This is a genomic window from Nesterenkonia sp. PF2B19, assembly GCF_001758425.2.
Taxonomy (GTDB): Bacteria; Actinomycetota; Actinomycetes; order Actinomycetales; family Micrococcaceae; genus Nesterenkonia; species Nesterenkonia aethiopica.
This window is the reverse complement of sequence record NZ_MDSS02000058.1, coordinates 1-22,016: the sequence shown is the minus strand read 5'-3', so window position 1 is coordinate 22,016 and position 22,016 is coordinate 1. Positions and strand designations below refer to the sequence as shown.

At 70.1% G+C, this 22,016-nt stretch carries 16 protein-coding genes; 5 read left to right on the top strand and 11 right to left on the bottom strand.

Annotated elements, in window-relative coordinates; translation table 11 throughout:
- The 5 genes from BCY76_RS14060 to BCY76_RS14040 form a co-directional block, all read left to right on the top strand.
- Window positions 1-358 (top strand): UDP binding domain-containing protein (locus BCY76_RS14060; RefSeq protein ID WP_272896855.1); only part of this gene is annotated, 358 nt, incomplete at its 5' end.
- Window positions 355-1,506 carry a hypothetical protein gene (locus BCY76_RS14055; RefSeq protein WP_083277618.1) on the top strand — a complete coding sequence of 384 codons (1,152 nt, stop codon included), beginning with the start codon at window positions 355-357 and terminating at the stop codon, window positions 1,504-1,506. The genes BCY76_RS14060 and BCY76_RS14055, both read left to right, overlap by 4 nt.
- 91 nt (window positions 1,507-1,597) lie before the next feature.
- Entirely contained in the window at window positions 1,598-2,683 is a 1,086-nt protein-coding gene (locus BCY76_RS14050) for a hypothetical protein (RefSeq protein ID WP_085437830.1), read from the top strand.
- Window positions 2,634-4,295, top strand: a complete 1,662-nt coding sequence (locus tag BCY76_RS14045; protein WP_139827817.1) for a hypothetical protein — start codon at window positions 2,634-2,636, stop codon at window positions 4,293-4,295. Before BCY76_RS14050 ends, BCY76_RS14045 begins: the two co-directional genes overlap by 50 nt.
- Before the next feature lie 66 nt (window positions 4,296-4,361).
- Window positions 4,362-5,297, top strand: coding sequence for an alpha/beta fold hydrolase (locus BCY76_RS14040; RefSeq protein WP_070161097.1), 936 nt, complete (start codon window positions 4,362-4,364; stop codon window positions 5,295-5,297).
- Here BCY76_RS14040 and BCY76_RS14035 read toward each other — a convergent pair whose 3' ends face one another.
- The 11 genes from BCY76_RS14035 to BCY76_RS18240 form a co-directional block, all read right to left on the bottom strand.
- Window positions 5,298-6,353 (bottom strand): hypothetical protein, encoded by a 1,056-nt coding sequence (locus tag BCY76_RS14035; protein WP_070161099.1) that lies wholly within the window; start codon window positions 6,351-6,353, stop codon window positions 5,298-5,300.
- A gap of 52 nt (window positions 6,354-6,405) precedes the next feature.
- The gene (locus BCY76_RS14030; protein WP_085437828.1) at window positions 6,406-9,207 is read right to left on the bottom strand and encodes a glycosyltransferase; all 2,802 of its coding nucleotides are present in this window, start codon (window positions 9,205-9,207) and stop codon (window positions 6,406-6,408) included.
- Between the two features lie 41 nt (window positions 9,208-9,248).
- Window positions 9,249-10,304, bottom strand: a complete 1,056-nt coding sequence (locus BCY76_RS14025; protein ID WP_083277620.1) for an ATP-grasp domain-containing protein — start codon at window positions 10,302-10,304, stop codon at window positions 9,249-9,251.
- Complete coding sequence (locus BCY76_RS14020; RefSeq protein ID WP_070161106.1) at window positions 10,301-12,280, bottom strand: glycosyltransferase; 1,980 nt, start codon at window positions 12,278-12,280, stop codon at window positions 10,301-10,303. Before BCY76_RS14020 ends, BCY76_RS14025 begins: the two co-directional genes overlap by 4 nt.
- Complete coding sequence (locus BCY76_RS14015) at window positions 12,277-13,056, bottom strand: hypothetical protein (protein WP_139827816.1); 780 nt, start codon at window positions 13,054-13,056, stop codon at window positions 12,277-12,279. The genes BCY76_RS14020 and BCY76_RS14015 overlap by 4 nt, the downstream gene beginning before the upstream one ends.
- Window positions 13,057-13,094: 38 nt before the next feature.
- Entirely contained in the window at window positions 13,095-13,712 is a 618-nt protein-coding gene (locus BCY76_RS14010) for a hypothetical protein (RefSeq protein ID WP_070161110.1), read from the bottom strand.
- 134 nt (window positions 13,713-13,846) lie between these two features.
- Window positions 13,847-14,938 carry an ATP-grasp domain-containing protein gene (locus tag BCY76_RS14005; RefSeq protein WP_070161112.1) on the bottom strand — a complete coding sequence of 364 codons (1,092 nt, stop codon included), beginning with the start codon at window positions 14,936-14,938 and terminating at the stop codon, window positions 13,847-13,849.
- Window positions 14,931-17,318, bottom strand: a complete 2,388-nt coding sequence (locus tag BCY76_RS14000; RefSeq protein WP_085437827.1) for a glycosyltransferase — start codon at window positions 17,316-17,318, stop codon at window positions 14,931-14,933. Before BCY76_RS14000 ends, BCY76_RS14005 begins: the two co-directional genes overlap by 8 nt.
- A 378-nt stretch (window positions 17,319-17,696) precedes the next feature.
- Window positions 17,697-20,669 carry a glycosyltransferase gene (locus BCY76_RS13995; RefSeq protein WP_070161116.1) on the bottom strand — a complete coding sequence of 991 codons (2,973 nt, stop codon included), beginning with the start codon at window positions 20,667-20,669 and terminating at the stop codon, window positions 17,697-17,699.
- Window positions 20,666-21,145: a hypothetical protein gene (locus tag BCY76_RS13990; RefSeq protein ID WP_070161118.1), complete on the bottom strand. Its 480-nt coding sequence runs from the start codon at window positions 21,143-21,145 to the stop codon at window positions 20,666-20,668. Before BCY76_RS13990 ends, BCY76_RS13995 begins: the two co-directional genes overlap by 4 nt.
- Window positions 21,146-21,430: 285 nt before the next feature.
- The coding region (locus tag BCY76_RS18240; RefSeq protein ID WP_201791145.1) for a hypothetical protein at window positions 21,431-22,016 on the bottom strand (586 nt) is incomplete at its 5' end.

Below are 22,016 nucleotides of genomic sequence, written 5' to 3'. Positions count from 1 at the left end.
CGCGGATGCGCTCAATGAGGTGGGCAAGCCGTTGAACGGGTCTTCGGTGCTGCTGTTGGGGGTGACGTATAAGCCGGACATCGCGGATCAGCGGGAGTCGCCTGCGGTGCCGGTGGCGAAGGTGCTGATGGAGAAGAAGGCCCGGGTGGAGTTCCATGATCCGTATGTGGAGTCATGGGATGTCGATGGTGGGTCGTTGGTGCGGGTGGCTGATCTTGATGTGGCGTTGGGTCGGGCGGATGTCGTGGTGATTCTGCAGCCGCATGGTGTCTATGATCTGGAGGCGATCGTGGAGGCTGCGGGGCTGGTCTTCGACACCCGCGGCGCGCTCAGCGGGGAAGGCGTTGAACGCCTGTGACCACACCCGAAACCTCCGACCTGATGCTTCCGCAGGGCCCCGAGACCCGGCGACGGCGCCGAGTGCTGGTGGTCACCAGCAACGGCTCCGGCATGGGTCATCTGACCCGCATGCTGGCGGTGGCCGACAGGATGTCCGACGATGCGGAGGTCGCGATCGCCTCCCTCTCCACCGGGGTGGGCGTCGTCGGCCGCTATGGCATCCCGTACGAGTACATCGCCTCGCCGAGTGCACTCAACATGAGCTGGACCTCCTGGGAGCCCTACTTCGCTGGACGGCTCGCGCGGACCGTGGACCTGGTGCGTCCCGACACCGTCGTCTTCGACGGCACCCACCCCTACCGCGGGCTCATCCGCACCCTGGAGGGCCGCGACCTCCACACGGTCTGGATGCGTCGAGGCATGTGGCTCCCGGACGCTCCAGAAGAGGCGCTGGACCGGGCCGACCACTTCGACCTCATCATCGAACCGGGGGAACAGGCCGACGCCTACGACACCGGCGCGACCGCCCGGCGTGAGGACGCCCACCGCATCGCCCCGATCACCCTGCTCTCCGAGGATGACCTGCTGTCGCGGGAACAGGCCAGGACCGACCTGGGCTACGCAGAGGGGGAGAAGGTCGCGCTCATCACCCTGGGCGCAGGCAACATCAACGACATCACTTCCCTCCAGGAGCGGATCTCCGCGTGGTTCCGGCAGGAGCGGCCGGACTGGCGCGTGGTGGTCACCCGGTCGCCCATCGCCCGCGGCGCGCATAACGGCGGTGCCCACGGGGTGGAGACTCTGCGCATGTACCCGCTGGCCCGGCATGGACGGGCGTTCGATGCCGTCGTCTCCGCGTCGGGGTACAACGCGTTCCACGAATGGATGCGGGCCGCAGTGCCGACCCTCTGGGTGCCCAACATCGAGACCGCGACCGACGACCAGCTGGCCCGCGCACGCTGGGCCGCGGACGAAGGGGCCGGCCTCCTCCACATCGACGGTGGAGAGCGAGCGGATCTGGGACACCAGCTCGAAGCTCTCACTGACGACGCCGGACGGGAGGCGCTGCGCGCACGGGCGGCCGAGCTGCATGCGGCATCTGTTGCGGAGGACGGTGCGCGACAGGCTGCGGAGCTGATCCTGGGGTGTGACGTCGCCGCAGGATGAGCGGTTCGTGAGAAGGTTTCAATGAGAGAGATGGACGGGGCACTACGGAACAGAGGCGCCCGGTGGAGGGGACGGAGTTGAAGGACCAGGTATGAGACGCACCGACGACAACGCTCGGGGCAAAGAGGTTCTCACTGATGAGGCCGGCCACCGCCTTGTGCATTGGCTGGCGCCTGAGCCCAGCAAGATCCTGCTCATCGCCTTCGGCGCAGGGAGATCGGCGGATAAGGACCGGGGGATCGCCTACCGCCTCGCACGGAGCAGGGGCTACGACTACCTGTTCGTCAGCCGGGCGGCCGCCACCCGGTACCAGGGCCTCACCGTGGAGGAGTTCCGCCGTGCCGTGCAGCCCCTGGCCGACCGTCACGAGCGCGTCGTCGTCCTGGGCTCTGCGCTCGGCGGCTACGCCGCCCTGCGGTACGGAGGGGCGGTCAACGCGAAGATCATCGCCGCCGCCCCGTGGAACCCGGAGGTGAAGGTTCCAGAGGACGTGCCCGTGCCCACCCACGATCCGGTGATCCTGCACGACCCCAAGCGGGAGGACGACGCGCGCTTCCTCGACGCCGTGGTGCGTCCGGTCCACCCCGGCGCGCGCTATGTGGGCCTGCCGTACACGGGCCGACGCATCCTCGAGGCCCTCCGTGAGAGCCGCCGGGCCGACGAGCTCCTGGTCAGCATCATCGAGCACGATGAGGTGCCCGACGTCTCCCTGTCCATGGAGGGCAGCGCCATCCACCAGGCCCAATGGGGCCGCCAGCTGGCTCAGCAGCAGCAGTGGGCGGAGGCCGAGCACCATCTGCGCGAGTCCCTGCGGCTCGGGCCGAGCCGCGGAGCGATCCTCGCCCTGGCCCGGGTCTTCGTGGCCACCGGACGCCAGGAGGACCTGAATGCGCTAGAGAAGCAGGCTCGCGAGCACCAGAGCGAGGCCTGGGTGGACGATCAGTTCGCCACGCTGCGGGCCCGGATGGCGGCCTCGACGTCGTCGCCCGACGCCGCCGACGCTGTGGCTGCGGCTGACGTCGACGACGAGGCTTCCCGACGCAGCGGGACCGCCCTGACGCCGCCCCCGGGCCAGTCGGCGTTCCGTGTCCTCACCTCGGACGAGCGCTTCCGCGTGGACTCGGGTGGTGCAGAGCGAGACGCACCAGCGCCGCCCCGACCCCGCCGAGCCGCGTGAGGACTTCAGCCACCTGCGCTACAGCCGGGGCTACCTCTACAGCCTCGACGCCGGCGTCCGCGCCCCGGCCGAGCATTGGGAGTCCGTGGAGTTCGCCGGCGGCACCTTCCACTGGGATCCGCGCAGCGCGATGGCGGTGGCCCGGCTGGGAGAGACGGAGGTGCTGGTCTGCGGCCACGTGGTGCACACCGGTCACCGGACCCACGACGTCGGCGAGGTCGCCCGCCAGCTGGTGGCCTCCCTCGCCGAGAGCCGGGGCCGGTTCCTCGACGACCTGGAGGACATGTTCGGCCAGTACGTGGTGCTGCATCGCTCAGGAGGCGCGGTACGCGCCCAGACCGACGCCTCCGGGGCGCGCGCCATGTTCCATGACGCCGAGGCACGGCTCCTCGGGTCCCACATCAACCTCGTCGGCACCACGGCGCAGGCCCCGCCCAGCCGGATCGCAAAGTGGATCGGGGACACCCAGTCCTTCGACATGCCCGGCCGCGCCACGGAGTACGAGGGCATCTGGTTCCTGATGCCCAATACTGAGGTCACGGTCGGCACCGGTCAGATCACCCGTGTGGGTCCCCGTCCCTATGATCCGCTGACGGTCGAGCAGGCGGTGGATGCGATGCTGCCCCAGCTGGAAATCCAGCGGGACCTGCTCCTGGACCAGGACCGCCAGATCCTGCTCTCGATGAGCGCCGGGGTGGACACCCGCACCTCGCTGGCCGCCTTCTCAGGGCACTATGAGGCGCTGAAGACCTTCACCTACTCGAAGGAGAAGCTGAAGGGCGACGCCACCTCCCGCATGCTGTCCCGGGACGGCCAGCTGGCCCAGCGCATCGCCGCACGCTACGAGTTGGACCACACGGTCTTCCACCTGGACGAGGAGGAGTCAGCTCCACCAGCCTTCCGAGACGTGCTGGCCGAGTCCAGCCCCCGGGCCCACATGCGCAAGCTCGCCTGGGTGTACCACCGGAAGCTCTCGCACGACGCCCTCCACATCCGCTCCCAGGTCAACGGCATCGGCAAGTGGCACTACGGGCACCTCATGCATCACGCGGAGGACCACAATCTCAGCGCCGAGCGGATGGCGACGCTCACCAAGCACGGCCGGGCTCTGCGCAAGGCCAAGAAGCCCCGTTCCGCATTCCACCCGGGCATCGAGGCGTTCCAGGAGTACATCGACTCCACCCAGCTGCGCAGCGTGCCCAACGGCTACCTGCTCAGCGACATCTTCCAATGGGAGCACCGCACCGCCTACTGGGGGCTTGCCCATCTGGTGGAGTCGGACTTCACCTTCGACACCTACAGCCTGTACGGCTCCCGCCGGATGATCCAGCTGATGCTCCAAGTCCCCGAGTCGGTCCGAGCGCAGAAGGGGCTCTTCCGCGCCATCATCGAACGCAGTGAGCCACAGCTGGTCAAGTACTACGTCAACGGGAAGAAGTGGCGCGCACCGGACCGCAACATCCCGGTGGCGGAGTTCCAGCGTGGTGAGAAGACCTACAGCCACAAGAAGGCGCTCCAGAAGGAGAATGCCGACCTGAAGAAGAAGCTGGCACAGGCCCACGCCGGGCTGCAGGAGCTGCGCGCGAAGGAGTCCTCCGGCGACGAGGCCTGAGCGGTCGCTGACGGCCACCGGTGGCTAGGATCGAGAGGGACCGTACTCGTCGGTGAAGGAGCTGACATGGCGCTCGAAGAGTTCGACTTCCCCTCCCGCAACGGCCGGGACCTCATCCATGCCTGGATCTACACCCCGGTCGTCCCGCCGCGGGGCATCGTCCAGCTGATCCACGGCCTGGGTGAGCATTCCCGCCGGTATCTGCGGCTCATCACGCGTCTCCTCGACGAAGGCTTCATCGTCGCCGCGGACGACCACGCCGGCCACGGCAGGACTGCCGTGGAGTCCGGGGTGTGGGCCGACACGGGCCCGGAGGGCGCTGAAGCTGTGGTCGCCGACGAGGCCGCGCTGCGCGAGATCGTCGTGGCCCAGCACCCGGACCTGCCCTACTTCGTCTTCGGCCACAGCTGGGGTTCGATCATCGCCCGCCTGCTGACCGCGCGGGACCCTGAGGGGATCACCGGGCTACTGCTCGGCGGCATCGCAGCACAGGTGCGCTCGATGGATGCCCTGGACCTCGCCGCCGTGGAGGTGGCGATCGGTGACACTGACGGATCCGGCCCCGCAGAGGAGTTCCTGCTGGCCCTGTTCGACGGATTCCTGGCCCGGTACGACGATGTCCAGGGCCCCACAGACTGGGTGGCTCTGGACCGCGACGTGGTGCGCGATCACGCGCAGGACCCGCTGAACAGATTCGGTGAGCCGCTCTCCCTGCGATTCCTGCACGACTTCGTCTCTCTGTACCGGGCATCGAACGACCCGCAGACCCTCTCCGGGATCCCGACAGAGCTGCCGGTCCTGATCCTCGTCGGCGATCAGGATCCCGTCACCAACTACGGCGAGGGCGCCTACCATGTCGCCAATGCGCTCGCCGAGGCGGGGAATCGACATGTCCGAACCCGCGTCTACAGCGGCTACCGGCACGAGGTGCACAACGAACCGCCCATCCGCGACGAGGTCGCGGGGGAGATCCTCTCCTTCTTGAAGACCACCCTCAGCTGATCACGCGCCGGCCCAGTCCCGAGCGCCCAGGCGCTCCATGGCGTCGAGGATCCGTCCGGTCACCGGGCGGCCCTCGCCGTAGGCCGGCCATTGGTTCATCGACAGGTTCGCCCGGGAGTTCAGCTCCGTGATGAACGCGCCCTCCCCGCTGGTCACATCCGGGACCATCAGGTCCAGCCCGACCGCATGCAGCCCGGGGATCGACGCGGCGGTCTCCACCGACAGCGTCGCCAGATCCTCATGCAGCTCGGCGGTCACGTCGACGTTCACGCCGCCCACCCCCAGATACGGTTCGGCGTTGAGGAGGACCACGTCGCCCTCCTGAGGGACGGCGTCGCGCCCCAGTCCCTGGGCGGTGAGGACGACGTCGTCGACCACGAGCTTCTTGGAGCGCAGATAGGCATGGGAGGCGCGCATGATGGTCAGCTGCGCCACCAGCGCGGACACCTCCGAGGTGCCGTCGCCGACCACATGCGCCGGCACCCGCACGGCGGCGCCGATCAGCTCGCCGTCGACCACATAGGTGCGCAGGTCCACTCCGGAGACGTGGTCCTCCAGGATGAGCCGCCCGTTGACGGTCTCCTTCCGCGCCACGGCCCAGGCCGTCCGCAGCTGCTTCTCTGTGGTGATGTTCGTGGTCACCCCGCGCCCGGCGTTGCCGTCGGAGGGTTTGAGCACCAGGGGACGGAAGCCGACGGCGCGTTGGTGCTCCAGAGCCGCGCCGAGCTGCTTCACGGTGACGAACACGCCCTGAGGGATGGGGGCCCCGACCTCTCGGAGGGCCACCTTGGTCAGCGTCTTGGACAGGCAGATGCGCTCGGCCAGTCCGCCCGTCAGCGACGGGGCGAATCGGTTCAGGCCGCCGACGAGTCGGCCGTCGCGGAAGAACATCGCCGTCTTCCCATGCTCGGACACGGTCATGCCGCGTTCCCGGGCACCCGCCATGAGCCCGCCCCGGTGACCGGGCCACTGGTCATAGCTGTTCATGCTGCGGAAGCGCGGAGCGATGTGCCGTTCGATGAATCGGCGGTGCGGGGCCAGATGCTCCAGGGTCACCAGGAACTCCTCACAGGGATCACAGGGGGGGACAACGGGATGGGGGAGGCGCTCAGCGGTCCTCCACTGCGGCGCGCAGCTGGTTCATGAACTCGTCGATCTCTGGGCGCTGCCACGGACCGTCCTCATAGAGGGCCAGGATCTCGGCCAGATGCTCGGCGGCTTCGCGCCACTGCTCCTCCGGCACCAGCTGGAGCTTCTTGAGGTACCAGTCGACCACATAGCCCTCCAGACGGGTGCTCCGGTAGGCCTCCAGCAGCCCCTGCTCCCGCAGCCAGACCACCCGGTCCTGCTCCAGCGTCAGGTACTTCTGGAAGTACCGCGGTGAGATGGCGTTGACCGCGGAGCCGGTGACCTCGCTGTAGTAGGCGTTGACGTCCAGGTCGAGGGTGCGAATCCGCCCGGCGTGATGCAGGATCTGCTGAGACAGGTAATTGTCCTGACCGACCGCGCCCAGGGGCATCTGCAGGTCCAAGGGCTGCATCCACGCGGTGCGGAACACCCCGGCATGGATGCGCAGCGAGCGGAACCCCCAGCGGGCCAGCGAGTCCTGCGGCAGCACGAGCGTCCCGGACGCCTCGGCGACGTCGCCGAAGGTCTGCTGCAGCTCACTGTGGTGATCGATGCGCAGCCGACGGGTGGACCACCGCTGCACATTGCCCATCACCAGGTCGACGTCGGGGTGGGCGTCCAGCTCCTCCACCAGCCTCGCCAGACCGTCACCGACCATCTCGTCGTCGGGGTCCAGGTAGGTGACGAGCTCGGTGGCGGTCAGCCGGATCCCGAGGTTCCTCGGGCGAGAGGCCGAGCCCGAACCGCCCGGGGCGAAGTGATACGCGCTCACGTTCGGATGCTCTGCGGCGAGCTCGTCCACGGTCGTCGCCGTGACCGTGTCGGTGGAGCCGTCGTCGATCAGCAGCACCTGCATCTCATCGAACAGGGAGGAGCGCCGCAGGGAGGCGAAGCCCTTGTGCCGCAGGTGGGCGCCGTTGTTGTAGACGGGCACGATCACCGTCAGGCGCAGACCCAACTGCTCGGCGGCCGCACGGACCTCCTCCCGCACGGTCTCGACGTCGTCGTCAGCGACCCGATCCCGGGCCGCCAGCGCCAGCAAGTCGCCCGGGACCCCGTGCTGGCCATGGTCGATGGCATAGACCGGGAACTCGCGCCGGGCCATGCGCAGCCGCTCCCGGCCGGCCAGCAGCGCAGGCTCCGGCCGCCACCAGGCAGTGAGCTCGAGGTCGGCGGCGTCGCCGTCGATGCGGCGGTGCGCCGATAGATCCGCGACCTCCGCAGGGCCCTCCAGCTTCGCCGTCACCGGTGCCGACTGATACGCGAAGGCGGCCAGATGGTCGGCCACGTAGTCCGGGCCATAGGAGCGTGCAGGGGAGACGGGCAGCAGCACATCGATACCACCGGCGAGCTCGGGCAGCTGCTGCAGATCCTCCCAGCTCACCAGTTCCACCGGCCCCACGGACTGGTGCGCCATCTGGGCGGCCAGGGAGGCATCGGGGGTCTCCGTCACAGCGAGCAGACGCGGTACACGCTCCGGAACGCCACCGCGCGGGCTCACCCCGGCGACGCGGGCCAGCTGATGGAGACGGTCCACCGCGTGGTCCTCCAGGAACACCCGGCGCAGTCCGGCCGCCTGGGTCCGGCGCAGCTCCTCGAGCGTCAGAGTCTCCAGGTGCGCGGCGACGTCGGCGGCGGACTGGGCAAGATGCACCTGCGGGTGCCCGGAGTTGATCCCCTGGTTGTAGGTGGACAGCACCGCCGTCCCACAGGCCTGCAGCTCCAAGGCCGTGGGGGAGAACGCGGTCTGCGAGGCCACCGTGGAGTTCAGGGCGATGCCGATGTCCGAAGCCCGCTGCAGGCGCAGCAGCTTCTTCCGCCCCACACGGGAGGCCAGGTACGGCGTGAACCCGCGAGGGAGCGCGTAGCGGTCGTCCTGGGTGGCGGCCTGGGAGCGGGCGTCGAGCAGCAGCAGGCGCCTCTGCGCCGCGATGACGCCCTCCAGCAGGGACGTCGCGTACTCCCGCCGCTGCGGGAACAGCTTGGCGTGCCAGGCCCCGGCCCAGGTGACCAGGTCGGTGCCGGCGGGACGGGTGCCGATAGGGGAGTGCACCAGCGGGTTCACCCCCGGCTGCAGCACAGAGACCGACTGCGCCTGTGGGCAGTCGGTGCCGTACTTCTCGACCAGCTCCTCGCTGACGGTGAGCACGTGGTCGGCCTCGGCCGCGACGTCCAGCCAGTCCTCGTAGAAGCGGGACTCCTGGGTCCCCCAGAACGCCACGGGGACACCGGCCTCGCGGAAGGCCGGCATGATCTTCTCCGTGATCCGGCGCCGCAGATAGGTGCCCGGGCTGTCAGCGGAGCGCCAGGTGCCCTTGCGGCCTTCGTGGACCGGGGTGACGAGCAGCAGGTCCGGACGCTCATCCGGCTCGACGTCCAACGCCCGGCGCCACGCTGTGGGCGCCAGGTGGAGGAGCTCCGCGGGGCCATCCAGCATGTGGATGACCTGAGGATCGGCGATCAGCGCGACGCGCAGACCGGTGGCCGGCCGGCTGATGCCCGCTTCGCCGTCCGGCAGGGAGGCCAGAACGGGCTTCAGATCCTGGAGCAGCGCCTCGGCCCCGGCGGCCCCGTGGGCGAAGGGCGTGGAGGGGTGCGGCCCCGCCAGGTCGGGCTGGGCCAGGTGGGCGGCGGCGGAGAGCCGGCCGGCGTGCACCTGGTCGAGACGGGCGGTGACCTCCTCCAGCTGCCGGAGCCGGTCTGCGATCTGCGCGCTGGGGGCGTGCGGGACGTCGGCGACGGGGCTGACCTCGATCTCTCGGAGCTGGGGTTCAACAATCATCTGCGGAGGCTCCTTGATGGGCGGTGAGGAATCGGAGAGTCTCAGTTGTGACGGAGGATCTCATCGAGCACCATCTTCGCCACGTCTCGTGGCCGCCCATGGGCTGGGAACTGGTTGATCGACAGGTTCGCACCGGTGTTGACCTCAAGTATGTGAGCCGACTGTGGGTCGTTGAGGTCGCCCACCAGGAGATCGACGCCGGCACTGCCGAGCCCAGGGAACACTCGGGTGGCTTCCTCAGCCAGGCGGATCAGCGCAGGGTGGAGCTCGTCGGTGACATCGACGGTGATCGCGCCCTGAGACACATTACCGGTGCCGTTGAGGAAGATCACCTGTTCGGCAGCTGGCACGTCCATGAGGGAGAGCCCCCGCATGGCGAGGAAAGTCTTGTCTACGGCTGGAGGGCGCGCGGACAGGTAGGCACTCACTTGCCGTGCCTCGATCTGCTGATCCACCAGCTGGGTGATTGTGCGGCGACCATCTCCGAAGACACAGGCTGGGACTCTGACCGTGGCGGCCACCGCGCGCCCACCGACCACGAAGACGCGGACATCGACACCAGGGACCTGCTCTTCAATCAAAATCCTGCCGCTGGTCGAAGCCTCATGTGCACGCTTCCAAGCCGTCCGCAGCTGTTTCTCTGTGCGTACTTGAGTGGTGATACCTTGCCCGGCTCGGCCTTTCGACGGCTTCACCACATGGGTGGGCGCCGACTCATCGCCGCCCCGAGCCCGGAACCATGAGACTGCACGTTCTATGTCTTTGGCCGAGTACCAGACTCCTTCCGGGACGGGGAGGCCGGCCCCCGTGAGAAATTCTTTGGTCCGAAGCTTGGAGCTGGTGAGCTTGACAGCGGAGTGGCTCACCAAGGTGCTGATGAGCCCCACCGATCCGCCGACGCACCGTCCCTGGTAGAAGAAGTACAGGGAGTTGCCGACTTCCTGGACAGTCAATCCGCGACGTCGGGCTTCACCCCGAAGAGCGCCGCGGTGGCCAGGCCACCTTGCGAGTCGGTTGAAGTCCAGACGGCGATGAGCCAGATGGTCCCGGGCGAAGCGCTCCTCGGCGTGCCCGGTGACGGTGGGATTCGCACTCATCGCCCAGTCCCCTCCGCGGTGTGCTCGGCGAGTGGGCCCTCATCGGACGACGCGCCGTCCAGCTGCAGGAATCGGCGGACGTCCGGATCCCGCCACTCGTGGTCGCCAAAGAGCTCGGCCAGCTCGCGGACCACCTGGGCGGCCTCGGCCCGCTCCTCCTGCGGCACCTGGTCCAGCTTGTTCAGATACCAGGACTTGAAGAACGGCTCCAGGCGGGTGTCCCGGTAGTCCTGCATCAGGCCGGTCTCCTGCAGCCAGGCGGTGCGGTCCTTCTCCAGGATCAGGTACTTGCGGAAGTACCGCGGAGAGACGACGTTGACGATGGAGGTGTCCACCGCGCCGTAGTAGGTGTACACCGCTTTGGAGACGGTGAGAACAGCAGTGGAGTGGTACAGCATCTGCTGGAAGAAGTAGGTGTCCTGCCCGGTGGCGCCCACCGGCTGCACCAGTCCCAGCGACTTCAGCCACTCGGTGCGAGCCACCACGGCCTCGATGGACACCGGCACGAACGACAGCTCCCGCAGCGTCGAGTGCACCGGACGGAGCAGGCCGTCGCGCTCCTCGATGTGGCGCTGCATGTGGTCCACGTAGTGCATGTGCTTCCGGTTCTTGCGCCAGCGGATCATGTCCCCGACCGCGAACTCGGCGTCCGGGCGTTCCTGGAGCGCCTCCATGAGCACCGAATAGCCGTCCCGGTACTCCTCGTCGTCAGGATCCAGGTAGGTGACGTATTCGGTGAAGCTCAGCGCCAGGCCCGTGTTCCGGGGCCGGGAGGCGGAGCCGGACCCGCCCGGGGCGTGATGGATGGCCGAGACGTTCGGCCAGGCGGCGGCCAGCTCGTCCACGGTGTCCACGGTGTGCATGTCCGTGGAGCCGTCGTTGACCAGCAGGATGTGCATCCGGTGGAAGTTCCGGGAGCGGCGCAGGGACTGGAACGCCTTGTGCCGCAGGTGGTCCGCGTTGTTGTAGATCGGGACCACCACGGCCAGGCGGAGGTCCAGCTCCTGCACCAGCCGCCGCATCTCGTCCGCCTTGGCGTCGAGGTCATCCCCGACGTACAGCGGTGCGGCCTCCGGCACCGCGTGATCGGCCTCCGCCGGCAGCGTCCGGACGGTGACGGCAGCCGCGGCGGGACTGTGACCCAGATGGTCGATCGCGTAGACGTCCGCCGACTCGGCGTGGCGGCGCAGAGCCTCCGGCGAGGCCGTCTGCTCCGGGCCGGGGCGCCACCAGGAGGACAGGGACAGGTCCGGCAGCGCGGCGGTCCCGTGATGGTGCCGGTGCGCCAGCTCGTCGGCCTGCTCGGCGCGGCCGGTCAGCTTATGGCTTCCGGCGGCCGAGCTGTAGGCGAAGGAGGCGGCGTGGTCGGCCACGTAGGTGGGCGCGTAGCGGCGCTCCGCAGAGACCGGCAGGAGGATGTCGTAGTCCCCCTGGCGCTGGGGGAGCTGCTCCCAGGACACCAGCTCCACCGCCGAATGGGTCTGCTGCTGCAGGTCCCGTGCCAGCTGCGGCGTGGGATTCTCGGCGACGGCGAGCACGACGTCGTGGTCCTGCGGCTCCGGCACACCGGCCACCCGGCAGATCGCGGCCAGCCGGTTCACCCCGTGGTCGTCGCTGAAGACCTTGCGGATTCCGTCGCCTTGGATGCGACGGAGCTCCTCCAGCGTCAGGGCCTCCAACGTGGCGGAGACGTCATGGGTGGAGTTCGCGATGTGCACCTGCGGGTAGTAGGAGTTCACCCCCTGGTTGTAGGAGGAGATCACCATGGTGCCTGTGGCCTGCAGTTCCAGCACCCGGTTGGCGAACATGGTCTGCGAGGCCACCACGGAGTTCAGGTTCACGGCGATGTCCGTGCCGCGCTGCAGCAGCATCAGATCCTCGCGGTCCCGCGCCGGAGCGATGTACGGCGTGTAGCCGGTGGGGAAGGAGTAGCGGGGATCGCCCAGGAAGAGCTCCGAGTTGCGGTCGAAGATCACCAGAGGGCGGTCCGAGAGCGCGGCCCCGCTGAGCGCCAGGTGCCGTACCGGCTGCGCTGCGGGTACTTCTCCGGCAGCCAGGATCCGGCGAAGTGGATCAGCTCACTGACCGCCGGCCGGGAGCCGATGGGGGAGTGGACCAGGGGGTTCACCGCGAAGGGGAGCACCTCGATGCTCTCGGCCCGGGGGCAGTCCCGCCGGTACTGCGGGATCATCTCCGCCGCGGTGGTGAAGATGTGGTCGGCGGCCTGCGCGAGGCCCACGAAGGACTCGTAGTTCGGGGGGTCCTCCTTGCCGTAGTAGACCACCGGGACGCCGCGGTCCCGATAGGCCGGCATGATCTCCTCGACCACCAGACGACGGCGATTCGACTCCGGGTTGGACAGGCCCCGCCAGGAACGGCCGTTGAGCCCTCGCCAGGTGGCGGCCACCAGCAGGATGTCCGGCAGTCGCTCCTGGGCCAGCGGCTCCTCCCAGGTGCGCGGTGTGACGGGGACCAGCTCCGCCAGTCCTTCGAAGGCCTCGAAGAGGAACGAGTCCGAGATGATGGCGATCCGCAGCCCGGTGTGCGGGCGTGAGACGCCCATCTCGCCCGGCGGCAGCTGGTGCAGCGCCGGCAGCACACGCTCGAAGATCTCCCGGGCGTCCCGGGCGTCATGGACGAAGGGGGCCGACGCCGGTGCGGTCACCTCCGAGGAGGCGATGCCCTCCAGCAGCGAGGCGCGCGGGCGCAGCCCGGAGCTGACCTCCTCGAACTGCTGGAGACGGCGACGCACCTGTCCGAGTCGGAACCTGACCGAGTGCGGCGCCCCGCTCACCGGCCTGCACCCGTCCTGGAGATCACCCGGCGCACCCGGTGGACCACCGGCGCCGGCACCAGGGTCTTCACCGCCCGCTTCACCTGACGGGGGGCCGCGCTGCGGCGGTTCTCCGCCTGGGCGAGCCGCTCCACGGAGCGGTCGACCTTCGACAGGGTCTTCGCGACCTTCGAGACCGGGGCCTCCAGCCCCTTGAGGCGCTTCTCCACGGCCTCCAGGCGGCGCTCCATCGTGCCGAGGCGGTGTTCGAGGTCCTCGAATCGGCGGGGGAAGCCCGGGGGCACCCGCTGAGCGTAGTTCGCGCCGCGGCGGATCTCCTTGCGCAGGGTGTCCTCAGCGCCCTGCAACACCTCGGTGGAGACCGCCGGAGAGCTGGCGATCGTCGAGGCCAGGTTCTTCAGGACCCGCTGGGTCTCATTCCGGTTGAAGGTGTCCAGCTGCTGGTAGCTCCACTGCAGCTCGCGCAGCAGGGCGCGCTGCTGGTCCAGCAGAGCCTCCACCACCTCCGGCAGGTGCTCGGTGCCGGCATCGCCCTGGACACCGTCCTCCGCGAGGACGCCGTCCACCTCCGCCGAGACGTCCTCACGTTCCGATGCTGCTGCCCCTGCGCTCACGAGTGACTCCTTCTCCGTACCGTCGATGATGCTCGTCCGCCGGGAGACTCCCCCGCCTCCCCACGGCGCACAGTCTACGGGGAAGGGCCGACACGCGCCGCCGACGGCCGCAGATTCCAGGTGCTGGACCGGGCTCAGCGGCGCCGGATCATCTCCTCCACCAGGGCCGCGGCCACATCGCGGGGCCGCCCGTAGCCGGGCACCTGGTTGATCGACAGGTTGGCCGAGGTGTTGATCTCGATCACCGACGCTCCCTCCGGAGTGCTCAGGTTCGGGACCAGCAGGTCCACTCCGGCCGCCCCCAGGTCCGGGAAGGCGTCGGCGGCCCGCACCGCCAGCTCCAGCAGATCGGGGTGGAGGTCCTCGGTGACGTCCACGGTGAGCCCGCCCTGGGAGACGTTGGCCGTGCCGTTGAGGAAGACCACCTCGCCGGGGGCCGGGACGTCGTCGAGGGCGAAGCCCCGCCGGGTGAGGAGCTCGGCGTCGACGACGGTGGGACGGGAGGAGAGGTACCTGTGGACCGTCCGGGCCTGCTCGTACTCCTCGGCGAGCTCGGCGAGGCTGCGGGCGCCGTCGCCGAGCACATGCGGCGGAACCCGGACCGCGGCGGCCACGGCACGGTCCCCGACCACGTACACGCGGGTGTCCACGCCGGTGACCTGCTGCTCCACGATGACCTGCTTGGCCGTGGACTCTCCGCGCGCCTTCGCCCAGGCCGTTCGCAGCTGCTCCTCGGTGCGCACCTCCACGCTGACGCCGCGCCCGGCGTTGCCGTCGGTCGGCTTCACCACGACGTCGCCCAGTGCGCCCTCGGCCACCTGCTCGGACCACCAGGCGACCGCGGTCTCCAGCTGCTTGGCCCGGAAGTGCCGGCCCTTCGGCACGGGGAGGCCCGCGCGGGAGAGCACGTCCTTGGTGAAGGCCTTGGAGCGGGCTCCGCGGACCGCCGAATAGCCGGCCAGGGTGCTGATCAGGCCCACCGTGCCGCCCACGCAGCGGCCGCCGTCGTAGAAGTAGGACGCCTTGTCCAGGTCCCGGACCTGCAGGCCGCGCCGCCGCGCCTCCTGCTTCAGCGCGCCCTGGTGCCCCGGCCAGGAGGGCACGGGCGTGTACTGGAGATGGCGGTGCACCAGGTGCTCACGGACGAAGGCGAGGTCCGCGCTCGCCGACGGCGTCGCCGGCTCCTCCACGAGGGCCGGCTCCTCCGGGACCAGCTGCTTACCCATGGGAGCCTCCCCGGGCCGCGGCGAGGTCCTCGAAGAAGGCCAGCGCCGTCGGGTCGGTCCACCGGTGCTCGCCGTAGAAGCCCAGGATCTCTTCGATCGTCTCGGCGGCCTCCAGCCATTGGTCCTGCGGCACCAGGCGCAGCTTCTTCAGGTACCAGTTGACCGTGTACCCCTCGAAGCGGGTGCGCCGGTAGGTCTCCAGGAGGCCGTGCTCCCGCAGCCAGGCCGCCCGGGCACGGTCCAGCGGGACGTACTTGCGGAAGTAGCCGGGGGAGACCGAGTTGACCATGGAGCCGGCGACTTCGCTGTAGTAGGCGTTGACGGGGGTGTCCACCGAGCGGATCCGCCGGGCCCGGTGCATCATCTGCTGGGCCAGGAAGTTGTCCTGCCCGGCCGCCCCGAGCGGCTGGACCGGATCCAGCGCCTGCAGCCAGGCGGTGCGGACCACCGCGGAGTGGATGCGCAGCGATCGGAACCCCCACAGCTCGTGGGGGCTCTCGGGCAGGACCACGGTGCCCTCGGCGTCGAGGTGCTCGGCGAAGGCGCTCTGGATCTCCGCATGGTGGTCCAGGCTGAGGTGTCGGGAGGTCCAGCGGGTGAAGTTCCCCAGCACGAAGTCGACGTCGGGGTGGGCGTCCATCTCGGCGACGAGAGCCGCCAGCCCGTCCTCGACCATCTCGTCGTCGGGGTCCAGGAACGCGATCAGCTCGGTGGCGGCCAGCCGCACCCCCAGGTCCCGGGGACGCGAGGCGGAGCCGGAGCCCCCGACGGCGAAGCGATAGGCGGTGACGTTCTCATGCCGGCGGGCCAGCTCCTCGACCGTCTCCACCGTGCCGCGGCCGCGCGAGCCGTCGTCGAGCAGCAGCACGTGCATCTGCTCGAAGAGGCTGGAGCGGCGCAGCGAGGCGAAGGCCTTGTGCCGCAGGTGGTCGCCGTTGTCGAAGACCGGGACCACCACGGTCAGCCGCAGTCCCAGCCGCTCCGCGGTGCGGCGCACCTGCTCTGCGGCGGCCTCGACGTCCTCGTCCCGCTCGGGATCCAGCGCCGCATCCCGCAGGCTGACGGGCCCGGCCGCCGGCGCGTGACCGAAGCCGTCGATCGCGTAGGTCTGCACGCTGCGGGCCACCTGCTCAAGCCGCTCCGGGGAGGCCAGCCGGTCCGGAGCCGGACGCCACCAGGCGCTCAGCGCCAGGTCCTCCACGCCGACCCGATGACGATGGGAGCGCGCATCCGCGGCGCTCAGCTCAGCGTCTGCGGCGGACTCCCCGCCGGAGAGGAGCTTGGTCGTCACCCCATCCTGCTGGTAGCGGAACGCGGCCAGATGATCCGCCGCGTAGACGGAGCCGTAGCGTCGCTCCGGACTCACCGGCAGCACGACATCGACGTCGGCGGTGCCTCCGGCGGCCGCACGGCGGGACAGCTCCTGCCAGCTGATGAGCTCGACCGGGCCGAGGGACTGGGCGGCCATGTCCTGGGCCAGAGCCTCGGACGGCTCCTCCGCCACGGCCAGCAGCTGCGGCGTCGCGGCAGGGGCGATCCCGGCGGCCGCGGCGAGCGCCTGCAGCCGGTCAGCGGCATGATGCCGCAGGAACGCCGTGCGGATCCCGTCCCCCTGGGCGCGCCGCAGCTCACCCAGGGTGAGCATCTCCAGCGCGGCGGCCACGTCCTGCGGGGACTGGGCGATGTGCACGTGCGGATGGTCCGAGTTGACCCCCTGGCTGTAGGTGGAGAGCACCATGGTCCCGGAGGCCTCCAGCTCCAACACCCGGTCGCTGAACGTCGTCTGCGACCCGACCGCCGAGTTCAGCGCGATCCCGAGGTCGGCGGCGCGGTGGAGCCGGTCCACCAGGTCCCGGGGACGCGTGGTGGTCAGGTAGGGGGTGCAGTGCGGCGGCCAGGCCGTCTCCCCGGCGCGGGACGGGTCCTGGGAACGGCGGTCCATCAGCGCCAGCGGCCGGCCGGACTCCAGGATCCCGTCCAGCAGCCAAGTGGCGTACTTCCGGCGCTGCGGGAACAGCCGCTCATGCCAGGTGCCGAAGAACGGAATGAGGTCCGTGGCCGCCGGACGGCTCCCGATCGGGGAGTGCCGGAGCGGGTTGACCCCCATCGTCAGCAGGCCCACCGACTCGGCCCGCGGACAGTCCTCGGCATAGCGGGGCAGATGCTCCGCGGTGGCGGTGAGGATGTGGTCCGCCGCGGCGGCCACCGGGCGCCACTCGGAGTAGAAGCGCGGCACCTGGGTGCCCCAGAACACCACCGGCACGCCGCGGGAGCGCAGCGCGGGGATGATCTCCTCCAGCAGCTGCGTCCGCTGGGCGGAGGAGCGGTCCTCCAGCTCGGCCCACCGGCCCTCCGGGCCCGTCACGGTCGGGGTCACCACCAGAAGGTCCGGGGTCCCCGCCTCGTGCAGGGTCTGCTCCCAGTCCTGGGGGAGCAGCGCGACGACGTCGCCAGGCCGGCGAAGCTCCGGTGCAGGGGCTCATCGGCGATCAGCGCCACACGCAGCCCGGTGTGCGGGGCGGCGATGCCCAGCTCGCCGGCCGGCAGCTCCGCCAGCGTCGGGGCGAGCCGGTCGATCAGTTCGCCGACGTCCTTCGCGTTACGGTGGAACGGGCTGGAGGGGTGCGGCGCGCCCTCGTGCAGCAGCGTGCGGCGCAGCCTCGTGGGGATCGTCCGCCCGCCACCAGTGCGTCGAGAGCCTCGAGCCCGGCGTCCAGCTCGGCGATGCGCGCCGAGAACTCCCCGGTGGGCGGACGGGTCATCGGGGCTCCTCCTGGGTGGTGCTCTGAGCGGCGTTCTGAGCAGGGTTCTGGGCCGCGCTCTGGGCTGCGCGCAGCGCCTCGTAGAAGGCCAGGACCTGGGGGTGGTCACCGTCGTAGCCCCCATAGAGGTCCACGATCCAGGCGAGGGTCTCCGCGGCCTCCAGCCACTGGTCGGCGGGGACGGCGTCGAGCTTCTTCAGGTACCAGCTCACCAGGAAGCCCTCGAGGCGGGTGCGCCGATAGTCCTCCAGCAGCCCGACCGAGCGCAGCCACTCGCAGCGGTCCCGCTCCAGGGTGACGTAGCGGTGGAAGAGCCGTGCGCTGACCGTGTTGACGGTCGAGTCGCTGACCTCGCTGTAATAGGTGTGCACCTTCGTGCGGACCGGACGGATGCGTCGTGCGTAGTGGACCATCTGCTGGGAGAAGTAGGAGTCCTGTCCCACGCCGCCCACCGGCTGGGTGAGCCGCAGCCCCTGCAGCCAGTCGGTCCGGGCGATCATCGCCTGGATGCTGAACGGCATGAACGCGGTGCGCGGGAGCGCATCCGGTCCGCTGACCAGGTTGCCGTGCTCGTCCTCCTCCATGCCGTTGGCGAGGCTGTTGACGAACTTCACGGTCTTGATGTTCTTCTGCTGCCGGCGGGTGGGGGTGTTGCGCCACATGGTCATGTGGCCCAGCACGAAGTCCACCTCCGGGTGCTCCACGATCTCCTCGTAGAGACGGCTGTAGCCGGACTCGACGGCCTCGTTGTCCGGGTCCAGGTAGGTGACGTATTCGGTGGCCGCCAGATCCAGACCGGTGTTCCGCGGCCGGGAGGCGGACCCGGAGCCGCCCTCGGCGTGGTGGAAGGCCGAGACGTTGGGGTAGGTGTGGGCGAGGTCCTCGACCGTGTCCGCCGTGGCCGGGTCGGTGGAGCCGTCGTTGATCAGCAGGACATGCATCGTGTCGAAGATCGTCGAACGGCGCAGCGAGGCGAAGGCCTTGTGCCGCAGGTGGTCGCCGTTGTTGTAGACCGGCACCACCACGGTGAGGGTGAGACCGTACTGCTCGGCCACCGCGCGCACCTCGCGACGGGCGGCCTCGAGGTCGTCGCCGCGGATCCGGTCCGGGGCGGGACGGCGGGGCGTGAGCAGACGCTGCGCCAGCGGGGCGTGCGCGGAGTGGTCGAGCTGCGCGGGGTCGGCGTTGGAGAACACCAGGTCGTCCTGGATGTCCTTCAGCGCCTGCGCCACCCCGGAGAGCTCGCCGGTGTTCGGGGAGATCGTCACCGCCCGGTTCGCCGGGTGGTGGTTCAGGTGGTCGACGGCGTAGACCCGCGCCTCGCGGGCGCGGGCGGCCAACGCTCCGGGCGAGTCGACGCCGTCGAGCCGCGGCCGCCACCAGGCGGTGAGGTCGAGGCGGCGGATCCCGGTGTGGTGGCGGTGGGCGTCGTCGTCGGTCTCGGCGGCGGTGCCCTCCAACTTGGTGGTGATCTCGGCGCCCTGGTAGGTGAACGCCGCGGCGTGGTCGGCCGCGTAGCGCGGGGTGTAGTGCCGGTCCGGGGTGACCGGCAGCAGGACGTCGTAGTCGCCGTCGTGCTCGCGCAGCCGGTCCCAGGTGGTCAGAGCGACCGCCGAATGCGTCTGCTCGGCCATCTCTCGGGCCAGGGCGTCGGTCGGGCGGTCCGTGACGGCCAGGATGCGCTCGCTGTCCTGCGGCGGGGTGACCCCGGCCGCCCGGGCGATCGTCGCCAGCCGGTTGATCGCGTGGTCGTCGAGGAAGACCTTGCGGATGCCGTCGCCCTGGACGCGGCGCAGCTCCTCCAGGGTGACCGAGTTCAGCATGGCGGCGACGTCGGCGGCGGAGTTGGCGACGTGGACCTGGGGGTAGAACGAGTTGACCCCCTGGTTGTACGTGGAGATCACCATGGTGCCGGAGGCCTGCAGCTCCAGCACCCGATTGGCGAACATCGACTGGGAGGCGACCACCGAGTTGAGGTTGACCGCGACGTCGGTGACCCGCTGGAGCTCCATGAGATCCTCGCGCGGCTGCGCCGGGGCGATGTAGGGCGCGTAGCCGCGGGGATAGGAGTACCGGCGGTCGTAGGGGCTCGGCTCGAGGGCCGAGTGGCGGTCGATGATCACCAGAGGGTAGCCGGACTGGATCACGCCGTTGAGCGCCCAGGAGCCGTAGGTGGTCCGCTGCGGATACTTCTCCGGGAGCCAGGAGCCGGCGAAGTGGATCAGGCTGCTGGCCGCCGGGCGCGAGCCGATGGGGGTGTGGACCAGCGGGTTGACGCCGAAGGGGAGCACTTCGATGCTCTCTGCGTCGGGGCAGTCGCGCTCATAGTGGGGGACCATCTCCTCGGCAGTGGTGAGGATGTGGTCGGCGGCCTGGGCCAGGGAGAGGAACAGCTCGTAGTTGGGCGGATCCTCCTTGCCGTAGTAGACCACCGGTACGTCGTGCTCGCGGAAGGTGCGCATGATGACGTCGGTCAGCTGCCGGCGGCGCCAGGAGTCCGGCCGGGCGTTGCCGATCCAGGACTTGCCGTCCACGCCCTTCCAGGTGGCGGCCACCAGCAGCAGGTCCGGGCGGTGCTCCTCGGTGAGGAGGTTCCGCCAGTCCTTGGGCTTGACGGCGACCAGGTCCACCAGACCGTCCATGGACTGGTAGAAGAAGCTGTCGCAGACCACCGCGATCCGCAGTCGGCTGTGCGGTCGGGAGATCCCCATCTCGCCGGGCGGCAGCGCCTCCACGGCAGGCTTCACGGCCTCCAGGAGCCCTTCGGCGTTGAGCTCCCCGTGGGTGAAAGGGGTGGCGCGCAGCGGGGAGAGGTGCCGGAACCGGCTGTCCTGCAGCAGGCCGGCCAGCGGCGTGGGGCCGGGGACGCCGTCGGTGTGGCCGCTCTCGGTGCCGAGGGCCTCGAAGAGCTCCAGCCCCTGCTCCAGCTGAGCGATCCGGTACTGGAGGGTGTTCGGCTCCGGCGTCATCGGCGGGCGCCCCCGGCGAGCCGCTTGAGACGGTCCTTCACCGGGCGCGGAAGACGCCGGGCGGCGGCTCTGGCCGCACGCTTCGGGTCGGTGGCGGCCACCTTGGCGGCGCGCCGGGCGGTCTGGACGGGGCGGGAGGCGAGCTCGGGAGTGTTCTTCTTCAGATACTTCACGTCCCGGGTGAGCTTCTCCACATCCTTGGAGAGCTTCTCCACCTGTTTGGCGAGCTGGCGGTCGGCCATCTTCTCGTCGATGCTGCGGGAGAGGTCCTTCAGGACGCCCTCCACCTCCAGCCGGTGGAAGGTGTCGAGCTGCTTATAGGCCCACTGCAGCTCACGCAGCAGGGCGCGGTGCTGCTCGAGCAGCTGCACCACCAGGGGGTCCAGCTGCTCTCCAGCAGGCGGCGTCGGCAGGTCCGGGACCGGCTTCAGCTCCTGGGTGCGCTCATTCGGGGGTTCGGTGACCGTTCCCGTCATCGCTGCTGGACTCCTCATGGTCGGCCTCATCGGTGGCGGGCGCTCCCTGTGATGCGTCCCCTCCCGGGAGCCTCCGCCTGGTGCTTGCGTGATCCATGCGACTCAGACCTGGCCGCACGCGGCAGGTCTCAGTCGCTCCCAGTGTACAAAGCCCTCCGTCGGGCCGACAGGCACGGCGGGGCCTTCGCCCCCTGGGTCACTTCGTGCTGAGTCTAACGCGGGCCAGCGGCATCAGGCCGTCCATCCGCCGGTGCGCGCGTCGCGGCAGGGGCGTGGACGGCCGGCTCAGCGGACGATGACGGCGTCGGCGCGGGTGCCGCCGCGCGCGGTGAGCAGCGTGGTGGCGAGCAGGGCGATCTCCGTGGGGGCTCCGCTCACCTCAGCCTGCAGCACGGCTTCGGCGGCGTCGACCTCGGTGGCCTCGACCCTGCCGCCGATACGGGCGACCAGGTCCTCGACGCGCTGGGCGGCGGCCTGAGGGGCCGGGACGCCCAGCACGTGCAGCCGCCGGGTCTGCGGGCCAGAGCGCTCTGAGGCGGGCTCATCAGCCCCGTTCCGCCCAGCCCCGTTCAACCCCGCCCCGTCCATCGCGGAGGAGACCAGTCGCCGCGCCAGCGGCAGCGCCCCGGCCGCACCGTCCCGGCTGAAGGTGCTCAGCGGACGCGGCGGGACCACGTCCTCCACCAGCAGGGTCTGCTGCTCGCCGTGCGGAGCACAGGGGTCGGTCACGGCGAGCCGCACCTGGGCCAGGGCGACGCCGGGCACCTCGCCCAGTGCGCGGAGGGCGAGGCCGCGCAGCCCGACGGCGACCTGCTCGGCCGGCAGCGGGGCGCGCGAGCGTCCGCCGCGTGCTCGACGGCGGCGAGGCACT

Bases quoted from the DNA above. Each gene is read 5' to 3' on its own strand.
- BCY76_RS14050 (WP_085437830.1), top strand. From the start codon at position 1,598: ATGAGACGCACCGACGACAACGCTCGGGGCAAAGAGGTTCTCACTGAT.
- BCY76_RS14040 (WP_070161097.1), top strand. From the start codon at position 4,362: ATGGCGCTCGAAGAGTTCGACTTCCCCTCCCGCAACGGCCGGGACCTC.
- BCY76_RS14030 (WP_085437828.1), bottom strand. From the start codon at position 9,207: ATGATTGTTGAACCCCAGCTCCGAGAGATCGAGGTCAGCCCCGTCGCC.
- BCY76_RS14025 (WP_083277620.1), bottom strand. From the start codon at position 10,304: ATGAGTGCGAATCCCACCGTCACCGGGCACGCCGAGGAGCGCTTCGCC.
- BCY76_RS14005 (WP_070161112.1), bottom strand. From the start codon at position 14,938: ATGGGTAAGCAGCTGGTCCCGGAGGAGCCGGCCCTCGTGGAGGAGCCG.
- BCY76_RS13995 (WP_070161116.1), bottom strand. From the start codon at position 20,669: ATGACGCCGGAGCCGAACACCCTCCAGTACCGGATCGCTCAGCTGGAG.
- BCY76_RS13990 (WP_070161118.1), bottom strand. From the start codon at position 21,145: ATGACGGGAACGGTCACCGAACCCCCGAATGAGCGCACCCAGGAGCTG.